The organism is Corynebacterium kroppenstedtii DSM 44385 (assembly GCF_000023145.1).
Lineage (GTDB): Bacteria > Actinomycetota > Actinomycetes > Mycobacteriales > Mycobacteriaceae > Corynebacterium > Corynebacterium kroppenstedtii.
Genome location: NC_012704.1, coordinates 376223 through 391785 on the forward strand (window position 1 = coordinate 376223; position 15563 = coordinate 391785).

Annotated in this window: 13 protein-coding genes; 6 read left to right on the forward strand and 7 right to left on the reverse strand. The window is 55.9% G+C overall.

Annotated features, from left to right (window positions below):
* The first annotated feature begins 70 nt into the window (after nucleotides 1–70).
* The 5 genes from gcvH to CKROP_RS01475 all read left to right on the forward strand — a co-directional run bounded on the left by gcvH (nucleotide 71) and on the right by CKROP_RS01475 (nucleotide 5309).
* A complete protein-coding gene (gcvH, locus tag CKROP_RS01455; RefSeq protein WP_012730971.1) occupies nucleotides 71–469 on the forward strand; it encodes a glycine cleavage system protein GcvH in 399 nt (132 codons plus the stop codon).
* A 139-nt stretch (nucleotides 470–608) separates the two neighbouring features.
* The gene (locus CKROP_RS01460) at nucleotides 609–2471 is read left to right on the forward strand and encodes a type III secretion system chaperone family protein (protein WP_041628727.1); all 1863 of its coding nucleotides are present in this window, start codon (nucleotides 609–611) and stop codon (nucleotides 2469–2471) included.
* A gap of 54 nt (nucleotides 2472–2525) precedes the next feature.
* Nucleotides 2526–3125 (forward strand): orotate phosphoribosyltransferase, encoded by a 600-nt coding sequence (gene pyrE / locus CKROP_RS01465; protein WP_012730973.1) that lies wholly within the window; start codon nucleotides 2526–2528, stop codon nucleotides 3123–3125.
* Complete coding sequence (locus CKROP_RS01470) at nucleotides 3118–3837, forward strand: TrmH family RNA methyltransferase (protein ID WP_012730974.1); 720 nt, start codon at nucleotides 3118–3120, stop codon at nucleotides 3835–3837. Before pyrE ends, CKROP_RS01470 begins: the two co-directional genes overlap by 8 nt.
* 116 nt (nucleotides 3838–3953) lie before the next feature.
* Nucleotides 3954–5309, forward strand: coding sequence for a glycoside hydrolase family 76 protein (locus CKROP_RS01475; protein ID WP_012730975.1), 1356 nt, complete (start codon nucleotides 3954–3956; stop codon nucleotides 5307–5309).
* Between the two features lie 3 nt (nucleotides 5310–5312).
* On the opposite strand, the gene CKROP_RS01480 is transcribed toward CKROP_RS01475, so the two are convergent.
* From CKROP_RS01480 to CKROP_RS01500, 5 genes are all read right to left on the reverse strand, one after another.
* Nucleotides 5313–5729: a MerR family transcriptional regulator gene (locus tag CKROP_RS01480; RefSeq protein WP_012730976.1), complete on the reverse strand. Its 417-nt coding sequence runs from the start codon at nucleotides 5727–5729 to the stop codon at nucleotides 5313–5315.
* A gap of 8 nt (nucleotides 5730–5737) precedes the next feature.
* The gene (locus CKROP_RS01485; RefSeq protein WP_012730977.1) at nucleotides 5738–6592 is read right to left on the reverse strand and encodes an aldo/keto reductase; all 855 of its coding nucleotides are present in this window, start codon (nucleotides 6590–6592) and stop codon (nucleotides 5738–5740) included.
* A 147-nt stretch (nucleotides 6593–6739) separates the two neighbouring features.
* Nucleotides 6740–7897, reverse strand: a complete 1158-nt coding sequence (locus CKROP_RS01490) for a GIY-YIG nuclease family protein (RefSeq protein WP_012730978.1) — start codon at nucleotides 7895–7897, stop codon at nucleotides 6740–6742.
* Complete coding sequence (locus tag CKROP_RS01495; protein WP_041628729.1) at nucleotides 7898–9910, reverse strand: DEAD/DEAH box helicase; 2013 nt, start codon at nucleotides 9908–9910, stop codon at nucleotides 7898–7900. It lies immediately after the preceding gene.
* Nucleotides 9903–12734, reverse strand: coding sequence for a class I SAM-dependent DNA methyltransferase (locus CKROP_RS01500; protein WP_012730980.1), 2832 nt, complete (start codon nucleotides 12732–12734; stop codon nucleotides 9903–9905). Before CKROP_RS01500 ends, CKROP_RS01495 begins: the two co-directional genes overlap by 8 nt.
* A gap of 765 nt (nucleotides 12735–13499) precedes the next feature.
* On the opposite strand from CKROP_RS01500, the gene CKROP_RS11425 reads away from it, so the two are divergent.
* Nucleotides 13500–13640, forward strand: coding sequence for a hypothetical protein (locus CKROP_RS11425; RefSeq protein ID WP_012730981.1), 141 nt, complete (start codon nucleotides 13500–13502; stop codon nucleotides 13638–13640).
* Nucleotides 13641–13754: 114 nt separating this feature from the next.
* Here CKROP_RS11425 and CKROP_RS11430 read toward each other — a convergent pair whose 3' ends face one another.
* Nucleotides 13755–13916, reverse strand: a complete 162-nt coding sequence (locus CKROP_RS11430) for a hypothetical protein (protein WP_169302937.1) — start codon at nucleotides 13914–13916, stop codon at nucleotides 13755–13757.
* A 129-nt stretch (nucleotides 13917–14045) separates the two neighbouring features.
* Complete coding sequence (locus CKROP_RS01505) at nucleotides 14046–15305, reverse strand: AlbA family DNA-binding domain-containing protein (RefSeq protein WP_012730983.1); 1260 nt, start codon at nucleotides 15303–15305, stop codon at nucleotides 14046–14048.
* Nucleotides 15306–15563 lie beyond the last annotated feature (258 nt).

The window sequence follows — 15563 nt, forward strand, 5'->3', positions numbered from 1 at the left end:
CCCATCAATCGACGGTAAAAACCATTCATCCGCAGCGACGAGTGCGGATAACAATGCGAAGGAGATCCTGATGTCCAACGTTTCATTGCCCGCTGACTACCTGTACTCCAGTGACCACGAGTGGATCGACAACGACGCCGCCGAGCCTGGCGACACCGTCCGCGTCGGCATTACCCATGTTGCCGCTGACCAGCTGGGCGAGATCGTGTATGTTGACCTGCCCGACGTCGGCACGGAGGTCGAAGCCGGAGAGGCTTTCGGTGAGGTGGAATCCACCAAGTCAGTCTCCGACATTTTCGCTCCCGTCTCGGGCGAAGTGGTCTCGATCAATGAGGACCTTGGCGACGACGCCGGCGTGATCAACTCCGACCCCTACGGCGATGGCTGGCTGTACGAGGTTCGCATCTCTGACCTTGGCGAGTTGTTAGACCAGAGTGCCTACGCCGCCGAGAACGATATTGACGTGTAGGGTCTGTCAGCGAATAACTGGTCAACGACGGCTGCCACTACTCCCTGTCGGGCTCGACGCGTGATCCCCAGGGGCAGGGGTGGCGGCCTTTGTGTGCGGGTGGAGGCATTGTCCGCGTAAGCGGATAGACTATCTAACGATGAATTCCGCAGTTTTCCTGATTCTTGGCGCTCTGCTGCTCCTCGCGGCTGCAGCGCTGCTGTGGGCTGCCAACCGACCGGCAGATGATAGGGAGTGGCGCCGAGTTCTCAGCCGCCACGCTGGCGTGCACGAACGGTCGACGTCTTCCATGGTGGCGAGGGGTGACCGTTCGTTTGAAGGGGAGAGGGCGTCCGGTGGTACGCGTGGTGCGTCTGATGATGTTCCGTTTAATGATGCCGACGCTGGCTCTGGCGATGCTGGCGATGCAATCCCGCCGCGCCGCAGAAACCCACGCTTTAATCCCCAGCAGACTCAGACTGCGGATGAAGCATTCTCACATTTCGGTGTGCACCCGCATGTTGAGGCGGAGGAAGAGCGCGCTGATCAGGAATGGTCCGACGCTGGCCTGCCTGGTAACGACTTCTCGATGACGCACGCGGATGAGCCAGTGGATGCCCAGCGTGGAACGGCGTCCCATGATGACGGTGAGGACAACGCGTCCGCTGGGACGCGCAATGATGGAGGCGAACGTCGGGACACAGTTTCACCATCTCGCAGCGTCCCCGCAGGTAACGCGGGTGCCGCGTCGGAATCGCCGGCCGACTCACCAGAAGGCGCAGCTGCAAACACAGCTCCACCAGCAGAATCACCAGAAGACACCACAGAGGAGTGGTTCGAGAACCCCACCCGAGCGACCCGTCGGGCACGTCGATCATGGGCCGCCGAGCACGGATGGCAGTTTGACCGCACCGATCCCGACTTGGCTCACGAGTGGGCCGACCACGTCGGCGCATCACCAAGCGAAGCCAAGGACGTCGTGTCGGGACGGATGCGCGCCCGCCGCGCCCACGTGGCCGACATCAACGACAACTCTTACCTGGGGTTACGTCGATCCGGATCCTCCGACATACTCATCGACTTCCGGGACCGCGACCGCTGGGCACCGCAGGACCAGTCTGGCGAAGCCCCCGGCCACATCAAACCGCCCCGGCCCGACCAGGAATACGTAGGATCGTGCGGCGGATTCGCCGTATTCTCCTCGGACCCGCTGTCCGTCCGGCTCATGATGGATTCCCGCGCCGACCGCGCACTCGCACACCTCCGCGGCGCCACCGCAGCCATCGTCATCGACCCGTGGTGGATCCTCGTCCGCTGCAACCGCCGCCCCACCATCGACGATATCCCCAGGATATTCGCCTATATCGCCGATCTTGACGACGCCACCCGCGTCCTGCCCAACCCGACAGCCGAGTATCTGGACATGACGGATGGCGACCCCGGCCGCGCGTATTCGTACGACATCTTCACCCTTGGCGACGGCCCACGCATGCAGGCCGTTCCCGACGCTGGCCTCGCCGGTCATTCCGCCACGGCTGGCCAACCGTCTGGCGGGCAGTCCGCTGCCGATCAACCGGCTACCGCCAGCCAATCCGGCAGTAACGACGTCGGCAATAATGATGAGCCGACTAGCCAGGAGGACCAATCTGGTGCGGATGCTCACATAGGATGGTCGGATAGGCCCGAATTCCGCCACGAATATGTTGATTTGCCGCGCCGGGATCGAAGCCGACGAGAGGGGACCACGACGGACGACGAAGCGTGGGATGAAGTGGGGAAATCCACCGGAGATATTCCCGTTGTCGGTAGCGATCCTGACCACTCCGGTGCGCATGAGCGGTCAGGGCGAGTCATCCGCGTGGAGTCCGATTACGACAAGTCCACCATTTTCGGTGACCCGCCGTCGGAGGGGCGGCACCGGAAGAGCTCGGCCCGGCGAGGTGCGTCCCACCGGCGGGAGGATGATGATGTGCCCATCGTTGATGGTGAACTCGAGCCCGAGAATCGGCTAGACCAGGATTAAGCGGAACTACAAGCGGGCAATGAACAATCCAGCAGCCAGAAGGAGTTTCTTTTTATGACGGATCACACGAACCCAGGGGCGAAAGACGCCGAGCCAACATCTGCCGCGAAGAATTTGGATCCAGAGCGCCGGGCCCGGCTTGCAGAGCTGGTCAAAGAGCTGGCAGTCGTAATGGGGAAGGTTACCTTATCCTCCGGTAAAGAGGCAGATTATTACGTCGATTTGCGGCGGGCGACGTTGCACCACGAGGCATCGCCATTGATCGGCGCTCTTCTGCGGCAGCTCACCGAGGATTGGGATTTCGACGCTGTTGGTGGCTTGACCTTGGGCGCGGACCCCGTCGCCGATTCCGTTTTGCACGCATCCGGCCGGCCCATCGACGCGTTCGTCGTGCGCAAAGAGGCGAAGAAACACGGCATGCAGCGTCGTATTGAAGGACCGGACATCAAAGGCAAGCGTGTGCTCGTCGTCGAAGATACGACAACCACAGGAAATAGCCCACTGACGGCGGTCAAGGCGGCACGTGAAGCCGGGGCCGAGGTTGTCGGTGTCGCCACCGTGGTGGACCGCAACACGGGTGCGGCCGATGCCATCCATAAAGAAGGCTTGGAGTACCGATCCATCCTGGGGCTGAAGGATCTCGGACTTGAGTGATTCACCCCACGCGGCGGATCCCCACGCGTCAGGCTCAGGCACGGTCAAACCACCAGCTGGCGTCGGTGCCACCGAGTGGAATCCGCACCCCGTCGGCGTTGGCCCGTGGGAGGTTGAGCATCCTGGCCAACCACGTCCGACGGATGATCGTTATGATTCCACGCTCTTGGACGAGGGCGACCGGCGCAATGTCGTTGACGCCTACCGGTATTGGAAGCGCGAGGCCATCGTCGCGGACCTGGACACGCGCCGCTTCCCGTTCCACGTTGCGATCGAGAATTTCACGTCGGACCACAACATCGGGACCGTCGTGAGGACCGCGAACGCGTTTGCAGCGGAGGCGGTGCACATCGTCGGCAAGAAGCGGTGGAATCGTCGCGGAGCCATGGTGACCGATCGCTACCAGCATCTTTATCATCACTCGACGGTTAACGACGTGCTCCAGTGGGCGCATGAGCATGATCTCACCGTGATTGCTGTGGACAATGTGCCCGGCTCGGTTCCTGTGGAAACGGCCGAGTTGCCGGAGCGGTGCCTCCTCCTGTTTGGCCAAGAGGGGCCGGGGGTGAGTGAGGAAGCGCAGCGCGGTGCTGTGCAGACGGTGTCGATCGCCCAGTTTGGTTCAACGCGGTCAATTAATGCGGGGGTTGCGGCGGGGATCGCGATGCATGCGTGGGTGAGGCAGCACGCGGACCTGTCGCGAGCGTGGTGAGTCGCGCGGGTTCTCGGCGGCGACCGCGCGTGGTAACCGCGCAGTACCCGCACAGCGCCCGCCCAATCGTGTGGGTTCAGTAGCGCCTACATCATCTATAGGGCACGATTAATACAATGCAGGATAAACGACATAGCAATCAGACTGACGCGCCCGCCGACGTTACCGCGGACGCTACCGCCGGCGATGTGGCCGACAACGAGGGCAGTTCGCGAATTAACCGCGCCGAGCAGGTCAACCATCGTGGCAGCTCGTTGCGGCCGCAACGCCGCCAGCAGGAGCTGTGGGAGAAATGGGACCACCGCGCCGATTTAGCCGAGGACGCCATCCATGAGCGCCACGCGCGCCGGGTATGGGGCCTGCCGGGGACGAACCTCGCGGTGGTCTCGTGGCCGGCCTTGACGCGGGATAAATTCTTCCTGCGCTGGCATTACTGGTGGCAAGCCCACTATTTGGATTGCTTAGTGGACGCGGCGTCGCGCCGTCCGCTGAAGTCCCGCTCGCGCCGAATCAGCCGGACCATGCGGGGAATCCGCCTCCGCAACGGTGCGCCGCTAACCAAGAACCGCTATTACGACGACAAATCCTGGTTAGCGTTGGCACTCGACCGCGCAGAGGGGCTCGGCCACGGTCACCAGGCGAGGAGCCTGAAAGACCTCCAGCAGAACATCATCGACGGCGTCGACTCGCTGACCGGGGTTGTTCCGTGGCGCGTGGGGGAGGCGTTTTATAACGTCCCGACGAATGGCCCGGCGGCGATCATGATGGCGCGGATGGGCCGCGTGGATGAGGCCGAGGCCCTCACCGACTGGATGTTTGAGAACCTGATCAACCAGGACGGCCTCCTGATCGATGGCATCCGCATGAAGATGGATGGCCCGGAGCCCTCGACGGCTGTGTACGCCTACAACCAGGGCGTTGCTCTGGGCGCCTGCGTCGAGATTGCTCAACGACGTCGCGAGGAAGCCGGCATCACCGATGATCCCTCGAGCGCCGGAGCACACGCCGGTTCCGGCGTGGCAATGTCCTCGATCACCCGGGTCCACAACCTGGTCCACGCCATCGCGGTCAACTTGGCGACGGACACCGGCGTGATCAAGGGCTCCGGCAGCGGTGATGGCGGACTCTTCCGCGGCATTTTGGTGCGGTACCTGGCTTTAGTGGCGACGGATCTTCCCGACGATCAGAAACTTTCCCGTGCGACGAAGCGCTTGGCAGCAAAACTTGTCTTGTCGACGGCAGACGCGGTGTGGGACCAGCGCCTGGAAGTGAACGGGCTCCCCGTTTTTAGTGCCGACTGGACGCGTCAGGCGGAGCTCCCGCGCTCGGGCGGGCGCATCGCTGGGTCGACCGGTGGGGCATTGGCAGGCTCGGAGATCGCCGAGCGTGATCTGTCCGTGCAATTGTCTGGGTGGATGGCGATTGAAGCTGCTGCCCGGGTGGTCAATAACGAGCGGCTGCGAGGGGCCTAGTGGCTACCGGTCTTTGACCGGGGCAACTGGCGCGAGCAGGCTGGATTCGTACTTGATCTCACCGGCGCGAACTTTGTCGTAGTAGCTGAGCTTTGAATCGATAAAAGCCAGCATGTCTCGCAAGTTCGAGATCTTGTCTTCGACAACACGGCGTTGATCCCGGAGGATGTCCTTGCGCTGAGGGATACTGCCCTCGCCCTCCAGGCAGAGCTCCATGTATTCGCGCATTTGGTCGATTCCCATGCCGCATTCGCGAAGGCAGCGGAGCCCCCGCAGCCAGGCAATATCGTGCTCATCAAAGACGCGATAGTTGTTTTCATCGCGCATGACGCGCGGCACGAGCCCGATTTTGCAGTAGTACCGCACGGTGTCTACGGAGATTCCGCTGGCCTCGGAGGCTTCTCTGGTCGAATACAACATGGGGTGCTCTATCGCCGCTGGTTGATGAGGTCCGTGAAGAAATCGACGGTCTCGACTGCTTCGTGGTCGAAGAACAGTGAGGATCCAGTATCAAGCTCAGCGATGGCGGCCATATCCTCATCGGTTAAGCTGAAATCTTCGATGTCGAAATTCTGCTGGATACGCTCGGCATGGACGGATTTTGCCAGCCCGACGATGTCCCGCTGGTAGAGCCACCGGAGCACAACCTGGGCGACTGACTTATCGTATTGCTTCCCGATCTCGGTGAGCACGGGGTTATCGAAAAGCCCATTGCGGCCTTCACCAAACGGGGCCCAGGCCTCGACGGTCACGCCGTGCTTCTGCAGCTCAGCGACGCGCTCGGTTTGCTGGTTGAATGGGTTGATCTCAATCTGGTTCACGACGGGGTAGGCGGAGTTGAAAGACCCCAAGTCGTGCACGCGCGACGGGGTGAAGTTCGATACACCGATGGAGCGGATCAGGCCCTCTTTCTGGGCGCGTTCGAGACCCCTCCAGGCGCCATAAACATCGTTAAAGGGCTGGTGGAGCAGCATGAGGTCAACGTAATCGGTACCTAGTTTGTCCAGTGAGACCTTCACGCTGTTGTAGGTCGCATCTTCGCCGTAACGGTCAAGCCACACCTTGGTGGTCAGGAAGAGCTGGTCACGATCAATGCCGCTTCGACGGATACCTTCGCCGACGGCTTCCTCGTTGAAGTAGGCCTGGGCGGTATCAATGTGACGGTAACCGGCTTCGATGGCGTGGGTGACTGCGTCGGCCGTTTGGTCGGCGGGAATCTGGTATACGCCGAATCCCTGAACGGGGATTGTGCGGCCGTCGGACATAGTCAGTGGTTTCAGCATGATGTACTCCTTTGAGATTGACTACGCCCAATTCAACAACTTGAGAGTGACTCCCAAGCAAATCTGGGTGTGCATCGGCGGACTGACTGGCTGGAGCTGTGAGCACCGCGTGACACAGTGGTCAGGCCCCTGGAGAGCGCTTTTCTTTTAGCTAAAGAGCTCTCCTATGACTTTGTCGATCGAGTCTAGAGGAGCTACAAACCACTCGGTGACATGAGTAGCCTTAGTTGAACTGTCTAAGGAATTAGGGTCTTGAGCAGTAATTTCCAATCGGGCGTGGGAGAACGCTCGATGGATCGCGGCCTCGACGGCTGACGCCTTGACGTTATACAGCTTGTAGGTCGCGGCTATCTCGACAGGCGCGAATAGATAGGTAGCTGATTTTTCTGCGCCTCGAATGCGGCCTTCGACAGTGCCAGTAGTGAAACCGATCTTGTACAGGTCCTTGATCTGTTTGATGTCAGGATCATCGCTCAAGGATCGCAGGACATAGATATACCCAGAGGCGATCTCTTCGCCATCGATTTCTGAGGTTTGGATAGGTGTCGTCCGGGCAAGTACTTTTCCATCCTCCTCGTAAAGGCGAATCGCGAAGGACTGTACATACATGGCGCTCTCGGTTCCGTTTTCAAAAATCAGCCGCAAGCGAGCTTTGGGCTTGCCGCCAGAATCGAGTGGCGCATTGGGCTCGGGGTCGTGAACTTCCGCTACGAATACGAGAGAACCTTTGAGCAGATAGAACTTGCCCTCGGTGATAGACGTTTCGCCGGAGAACTCTGCGAGTGCAGCGGTGCCGTTGCGCAATTCTTCGTGCTTTTTCTTGAAAAAGTCACGGAATTGGTCAAAGTCCTTCGCTTTTTTACGCTTGGCTACAGAGTCGGCACTCTTACGCGTCGCCTTCGGAAGGACACTGACATCGTAGAGGTCAGATTCTTTCTCTCCATCAGACAGGATGTTGCCGAGTACATCATCGCCGAACTCTGGGTCTTCCAGGAGGGCATCGACGGAGTCCGGTACCTCAGGAGGATCTAGCAGTCCTACATCATCGAGGTGGGCGAGGGCTGCTCGTTTCTTGTCGTCGGCACGAATACCAACAAGGCGAGCCCCGAGCTTCCGCTCTGCAATGTTAAGAGTATCCGGTGACGGTTCGCGACCGTTCTGGTCGTAGAACTCGAGTACTTCTATAAAAGCCCGCTCAAGACGATCATCGCTGGTGAGTTTGCGTGGCTTGGCTGGCTCATCGAAGAGTCCCTCTGTGTCGTTTTCCAGTAATTCTAAGAGCTCGGGAGAAAACTCTTCTGACATCTATGCTTCACCCCTCTGGGGCTCCTGCTCGCTTTCCGTGTTCTGTTTAGTAGAATTTAGTTGCCGCTTCTTTGCTTGCAGCCACAGCAGAATCTCGCCTAGCCGCTTTTCCTGCGGACTGTCAGAGCGTGAGTCGGGCCTGCGCTTGTGCATTTCCACGAACGCCTTAATCTTCGGCGCCATTTGTAGCGCCTCAGCTTCTGTCACTTCGACCTTAGAAGCCGTGATCGCATCCTGGATCGTTCGCAATACTGAGGTGTCCACGTTTTTGCTCATGATCTCAAACGCTTTTTGGAACGGGTTGATGGAATCAATGAGGTTGATATTGATTTCCTCGATATCCACAAACTTGTCCGCCATGCGAATAAAACGATCATCGCCCACTTCTCGGACTTCGCCGTTCTTAATCACGGAGTCCACCACTACTTGCTGGCGGACTTCTTCGACTTCTTTCTCGGTGAGATCCGGATAGCGTTCCCGGATGATCCTCGGAATCAGGACCTTGTTAGTGGTCTCCGGTTCCATTCCACCGGCGGCAGCTTTAGCGAATGTGACGTCCTGCAGAATTGTGGCCTTAAGATCGCTCAAGTCTGTGTCCACGATTTGCTTGACGCGCGCTGTAGAGGGCTCCTGGAAACCCTGGATCTTGACTACACCTTTGTCAGTCTCGTTGTTGGAATCATCAGTCTTCTTTGCTTTGAAGGTGAAATTCGGAGCGAGAACTTGCTCCATCAGCAGCGATGCGGTGATGGCCTTGAGCATATTGTTCACTGCAAGGGTGACATCGCCCGTATCCGCGTCCGGCTGGGCGACCAGGTTAGTGAATTGTGCGTGCGATTTTCCTTCGCAATCTCGAGTAACCCGCCCGATAATCTGAATGATTTCCGTCAGGGAAGCGCGGTAGCCGATGGTCAGGGCATGCTCAGCATAAGGCCAGTCGAAGCCTTCTTTTGCCATGCCGAGAGCAATGATGATGTCTACTGCATCTCTGTCTTTAGATGCCACAGTGGAGAGGTAGTGAAGCACCTCTGCGCGCTGCTTTTGGTCTGTGTCATCCACGAGATCTGCTACGCGGATGAGTTTGCCGTTGTCTCGGCGGCGTACAACGTGTATTCCGTGCTCATCGGTTTCGACCACCTTACCGATGGCATCTATTATCCTGCCGACCTCTTCATATTTGTCTTTAGTAGAATCGCCAGAGTTTACCGACGGGATATGAATGATCGTTTTGAGGTCAAGATCGAGAGCTTCGCCGATGCTATCGGTGTATCGACCTTGGTAAAAGTGGTGCCCGATGCCAAGCGAGTGCAAGTAACGGTATCCGTTGAGCTGGTCATAGTAGTTGAAGGTAACAGGCGTGAATTTGGCTTCATCTTCTGCGGTGAGTACGGGCACGCTGTCGCCACGGAAATAGGAGCCGGTCATTGCGATTACATGGACATCGGATTTGGCCATGACATCGCGGAGAACTCCGCCAAGGCGATTGTTATCCAAATCGGCCGAGACGTGGTGGAATTCATCGATCGCTAGCACACAGCCATTGAAATCCTCGGGGGAGAGTGCATCGAAGGCATAGCGCAGGGTGGCATGGGTACAAACGAGTATGGCATCTTTGTTTGCCATAAAACGCCTAAAGGATTCCACCATGGAGGCCGTGGATCCGGGTCTGCATAGGTTGTTTTCCGGTTTGACGGTCCAGTTGGCGAAGAACCCGTTAGTCTGCAGGTCAGTATCTCCGAAGGATCCGCCGATGGATCGCTCGGGGACTGCGACGATGACTTTCCTGCGCCCCTGGTTGAAGAGCTTATCGAGTGCGACGAACATGAGTGCGCGTGATTTACCGGAGGCCGGTGGGGCTTTGATCAGCAGGTACTGGGCACCGCGCGCTTCCCACACACGTGCCTGCATTTCCCGCATGCCGAGTTCATTCGTAGCTACGGACTTCCCTGATTGCTGGTAGGTCACATCCACGATGTTCATGGCGTTGATGTCAGGCTTCGACTGTTCACTCATTGTGTTGCCTCTTTCTTGGTTTCCGACGCCGCCGCGTAGTGGTTTTAGCTGCTTTCTTGGCTGCCTTTTTGGCTTCGATAGCTTCTGCTTCTTCTGTGGTCATCTTTTCGTATAGCTTGAATAATGCGGCAAGGCGTTCTTCATCGGACTCGAACCCTGATTTGCGGTAGATGCTATCCACGAGCGCGTCATTCTCCGCGTGGGCCTGGCGTAGCAGGTCCGGCATCGTGTCTGGGTCATACAGCTCGGCAAGTGTGAGTTCGCAGAAGTACTCTCGCACGTCCAGGATCCTCAGTGCCGTTCGCGTGAGCTTTTCTTTCATCGGGCCCGTGAGGTGCGGGACGGGGAAGTTGTTGTAGACGATGGTGTTGGAATAGCGGTAGTCCGTCTTCATCTTCCCGCCAACGGCGCCTAGCCAGACCATGTGGATCTTGGAGGTGAGCAGGGCGAAGAGCCACGGTTCGGCGTTGTAGGTAGCGAAGGCCAGGTTCGAAATGACGGTATCGGGTCCAAGAAAACCAATCGGGACGTATTCGCGCCGTTCAGATGAGACGCTGGGCACGATGATCGAGTCCGTGGGCTTGTAGGCGCGTTGTCGGAAGCGATTCGGGTAAGCAGCATATTCTCGTGTAGACGCTGCCTTGCTCTCAGAACGGAAACGTGCGACGGTATCTAAACGGTCAGCGACCTCAGGTATCAAAGAAGCTGCTTCTACGTCTTGATCCTCAATCCATAGGCAATATCGATCATTTCCTCGGATATAATCAGCCGCCCCAATATATTTCTTCAAGAATCTCTGAGTCTCTGGGAAAGCTTGAACTAGTGCGTTGTATTCCGTTTGGTCCAAGTTTAGATGACCGCCATCAGTTGGCTGGGAACCACGAACCATTGGGGGAAAACCTGATAGTGGTTTGGGCCTTCTCTTCAAACTAACAATTGGTCCGGGGGTCAAATAGCCATTAATCTCGGCGACTTCGTTTCGAACGGAATTACTGAAGAGATACTTTGGTGACTTGCTGGATTTGCGCAACGAAATTACGGCCACGGTAACCCCGGCGTTGCCTTTTGCGTTGTTTGACCATTTGAACGATGTGTAGGCGTAACCGATTTCTAATCCCATGTTGAAGATCGTGGGGAAGAGCAGTGCGACGTGGTCGCCTTGAGACACGCTATTTGTAGTAATGAACGCGAGCTGTGCTCGGGATTCTTGAATGTAATCAGAGCCTTTGATGAACCAAGCGGAGATGTAGTCCTGGTTTGTGGAGAACTTCCTTCCTGCGTACGTGGCAGCTAGGTCTTCCTTCTGTTCCTTGGTCTGCATGCTTGACCCGAGATAGGGCGGGTTACTGATGAGATAGACCTCGTCCTCAGTCTGGTGGGGACAGACTTCCTGCCAATCGATGCGGCAGGCGTTCGCGCAGGTGATCTGCCCCATGCTGCGCAGCGGAATCATTGGTAGCTGGAAGCCGAACTTGTCTAGATACTCCTGGTTCATCTGATGTTTGGCGATCCACAGTGCCAGAATGGCCACCTCGGTCGCGAAATCGTCAATCTCAATCCCGTAAAAATGATCGATTTTTACTACAGAATCAGAGAACAGGGTCTGGTGTTTAGGACTGAGATACGCAAGTCGGTCCAGGATGGCGTGTTCCAGACGTCGTAGCTCCTTGTAGGCGATGACAAGGAAGTTTCCCGATCCACAGGCCGGGTCAAAAATCTTGATGTCTGCGATGCGGCTTAGTAATTTCTCAAGTCTGGGTACTGAGTTGTAGGCACTGTCGAACTGTTCCTTGAGATCATCGAGAAACAGAGGTTCGATCGTCTTCAAAATATTAGGCACTGATGTGTAGTGTTGTCCCAATTCGGAGCGTGATCCCGTTTGCACCACGGCCTGGAACATGGAACCGAAGATGTCTGGATTGACATCTTTCCAGATCAGGCGGCCCAGCTCGATGAGGAGGTCTCGGGATTTTCTATCAAAGTTTGGAACTTGGTAAGGAGCATCTGCAGAAAAAAGGTGGCCATTGACGTAGGGGAAAACTTGAAGATGTTCAGCAAGTTCTGATTTATCAGCCATGTCTAATGCCGCGAAAATATCTGTGATGACACGAGCTACATCAGATCCATCTTCATGCGTGTAGGACGCAATGGCCTTGGTAAATGCTCCTTTGGGGAAGAGATCCGTGTCTTCCGCGAAGTAGCAGAAGAGCAACCGAGTAAAGAAAATATTGAGCCCATGACGATCGGCATCCGTGGCCAGCGAAACAGCATTGTTGCCTACCAACGCATCGAAGAGCTTGCCCATTTTTTCTGCAGCTTTAGTGTCTGCATGCTTTTCAGCGGCGAACTGGGCTTTTTCCATTCCTGCCCACGGAAGGAAGAAGGTATAGTGCTTATCAATCTGCGCGATTGGGAAGATTCTGTTCTCGTTAGTCTTTGTATCTACAGCTGCTAACCATTGGTTGTCAGAGACGATGACGAAGCGGGTAGTGAACCGGACGACGCGCTCATGTTGACGGAGCTCCTGGACCGCTTTCAGGAGGCGAGTTTCTCTCTCAGCGGGGGAAAGCTGTTTGGTTGACCGGTTGGCATCTGTGGCGTCACTGGTATCGGCAATGTTGCGGTAGTACACGACATTCTTCTGTGCGTATTCCTGCGAGGGATCCTCGGCTACGTTGATAGAGCCGTTGCGGAGCCGGGTGATGCTGCTATTAGAGCGGCCATATGCCGAAAGAAGTTCGAAGAGCAGCTCATCATCGTACTCTTCGCGTCCAGCGAGAGCTTTGACTCGTTCTTCGATTGTTTTGATGTTGAGCAGGGGCACGGGTAGAGCCTTCTAAATGTCACGGCGGGAGTTACGTGCTACCAGTTTATCGGACCGCACTGGCCTTGAGAATGGTCTCCTCACAATATGGGTGTGCTTTCAGACTGTCATTTCTGAGTCACCCCAGGCGTGGGAATGCTTTTTCGCTCAGTTTTACTCGTGCATAGACTCACAAACTCCCACTGAAACTTGTACAAAGTTAAACTCAGATTGAAAAAGTGGTGCTTTGCCAATTGTGTGATAGTTTTGAAGATTGGCAATTATAAAGTGCCAGTTCAGGTCGCGTTTAAAGTATAAGTATTCTTACTTTGTAGGTGCGATTCAGTCACAAAGCCTCACTGAACGTCACTGAAGATCACAACTCACGCCAAGTATGCAAAGTTTTAATACTTAGTTCGAGGTGTGCGGTCTGGACTGCCTATCGGAGAACACCGCCGTATGATGAGGACACAACGAGTTCGAACGTATCAGCACTGCCTTCTGTCGTATTACCCTCTAAAATTCGCGCGATGGCGATCTTTTTCAACGTAGTAAGCCGTTACGGCAAGCGTGTCTACAGTGCGTTGGAGTAGAGCTTCCTCTCAATAGTTGCCCCATCCGTATGGGGCTATGCAATCCGCGCAGCTGCACCCGGCAAACGCTCCACCTCACGTCACGAGTTTTCTCGGGAAAACTCGTTGTGGCCAGTGTCGGGCCTGGTACAGATCTGAAACCCGGTATGCTGAAACCAAGTAGGAAAACATCTCTGGAAGTACAACCACAAATATGATGCCGACGTCCCCTTGTGAGACTCCGCACCTCAGCGATGCGCAAATCGCCGAAGCTTTCATGGACGCGGTTCACATGCTCCCGACTGAGTCCACGAGTACAGACAAGATCGTTGAGAAGCTGTTCTCGCTGAGCTAGGCACCGCCGAACGTCGCTTCGAGACTAAGTAAGTTTTCGTGTGTGACCGGTGATGCCGAATCCATCGAGGCTCCTATTACTCGCAATGCTCGGAGTGGCTCGAGACCAAAGCGACTACCAGCGGTAATTCGAAAACTCATTGCCAAACATGTCAGTCTGCTCTCCGAACACTCCAAACTTCTTGACCAGGTCAGTGACTTGGAGAACCGGCAGTTCACCTTCCTTCACAACAAAGAAGAAGTCTCCGCACTCGCCCCCTGCCAGCATTGAGTTCATCCCATACCTCGAGCACATGTTCATCGACCATGGAGAGGCCGGCAAAGATGGAAAGCTGACCTTCACATTCTGAGATGGAAGCACGCTCAACACCCGGAGGTCTGCAGGCTACTGAGGAGTCTAATGAAGCTAGACGTCCGGCTCCGCCATCACTTTGAGGTGCTGAACACCACCTTGGTTGATGAGATCTCGTGCCAGATCATTCACGATTGGCATCATTTCATGCACGTCCCCAAGTGGGTCTAAAACTGTCGTTACCGGCTGGAACTTGACAATGGGCTCCACATACTCCGCATCGAGCAGTAATCTGGTCATCGCTTGGTTAGTGCGAATATAGATCGGTCCGTTGTCTACTCCAACAAGCCCAGCCCGAATACGGAAGCCACCGTTCGATCGACGTTCTTCCGCGTGAGTTCGTAGAACTGTGATGAAATCAATGACTGCAGACTCCAAATGTGAAGACATACAGTGATTCACCAAACCGACTGGGTAGTACGAAGTTGCCTTTTCTCCGTTACGAAGAAGGCCTAACTGATAGGCACCTAACACAGTAGCGTCGTCATACAAATACTTGCGAAACGCGCCCGAACTACGTCGATCATTACGTAACACCCATTGCCGCGTACCCTTCTTGACGTCACCATGTTCCCACCAGCTGCCTGTTCCTTTTCTAAGTAGTTCAGGTATTAGTGGCTTCAACGTGTACTGGTAAACATCGTTTTGACTGGCTGGCTTACGTTCGCTTACGGGTTCGAATGGGATCGCAGCTACGGCAAGGAATACACCTTTTTCTGGGGGAAGCGCAGTGCACGCACGTTCGAAACGATCTTGGAGTAGGCGCTCTTGGTCATCGGCATATTGAAACCGTTCTCGAAAGCCGCGCTCGATCTCGCGGTCGCTCATAAACTCGGTGTGCGGGCCGTTTCGTCGTGGCGCGACAAAGGCATTATCACCCTTGCGAGCGAAATGGGGTGCATCGCGCGAATCTGGGATTCTCATTATGACAACGCTCCCGGTTCGTGTCCCATCCCTGTAAGGAAACTCGAAAAACTCCAGACCGAGTACGGGTGGGCCGATCTTGGAATAGGCGGTTCTGAGGAGCCGCTGTTGAGTGTCGGCCGACCATTCCACGGCGTTGATCCTTGAGGCGGCATTGTTCGTGCCGTCTTCATCTACACCAAAAACGATCCAGCCGCCACCGCTATTCGCCATCGCTGCGATGTCTTTGGCAGCTTCTTCATCCCACTTAGGATGCTTGACATTATATGGGGTCTTCTTCCAGTCAAGATCGTTACTTTCTTCGACTCCATGTTCGACCGCTTGCTCAATTAAATCGAGAGACAGATCGCTCGCTTCGAGCCCTAATGCCCGATGAATAGGTGTAAACACGGTACTCCTTACAATCGATCTAAAAGATGGAATATGTCCCAGCAAAACTACTTCGAAGTTGAACTAATAATCTCCAATTTGCACCACTCAGCCAGCCACCGCATACAATCTGCGAATTTATATGAAACTTCGGTGGAGGGCTTCGATAATCTTGGCGCCCGCGATGCGATTTAGGAATTTTCGAGTTGTCCGGGCCGTAATAACGCTTTTGCTTGTCTGCGGCGTAGAAAGCACTCACAAGCTCTCACTGAGCGGCAC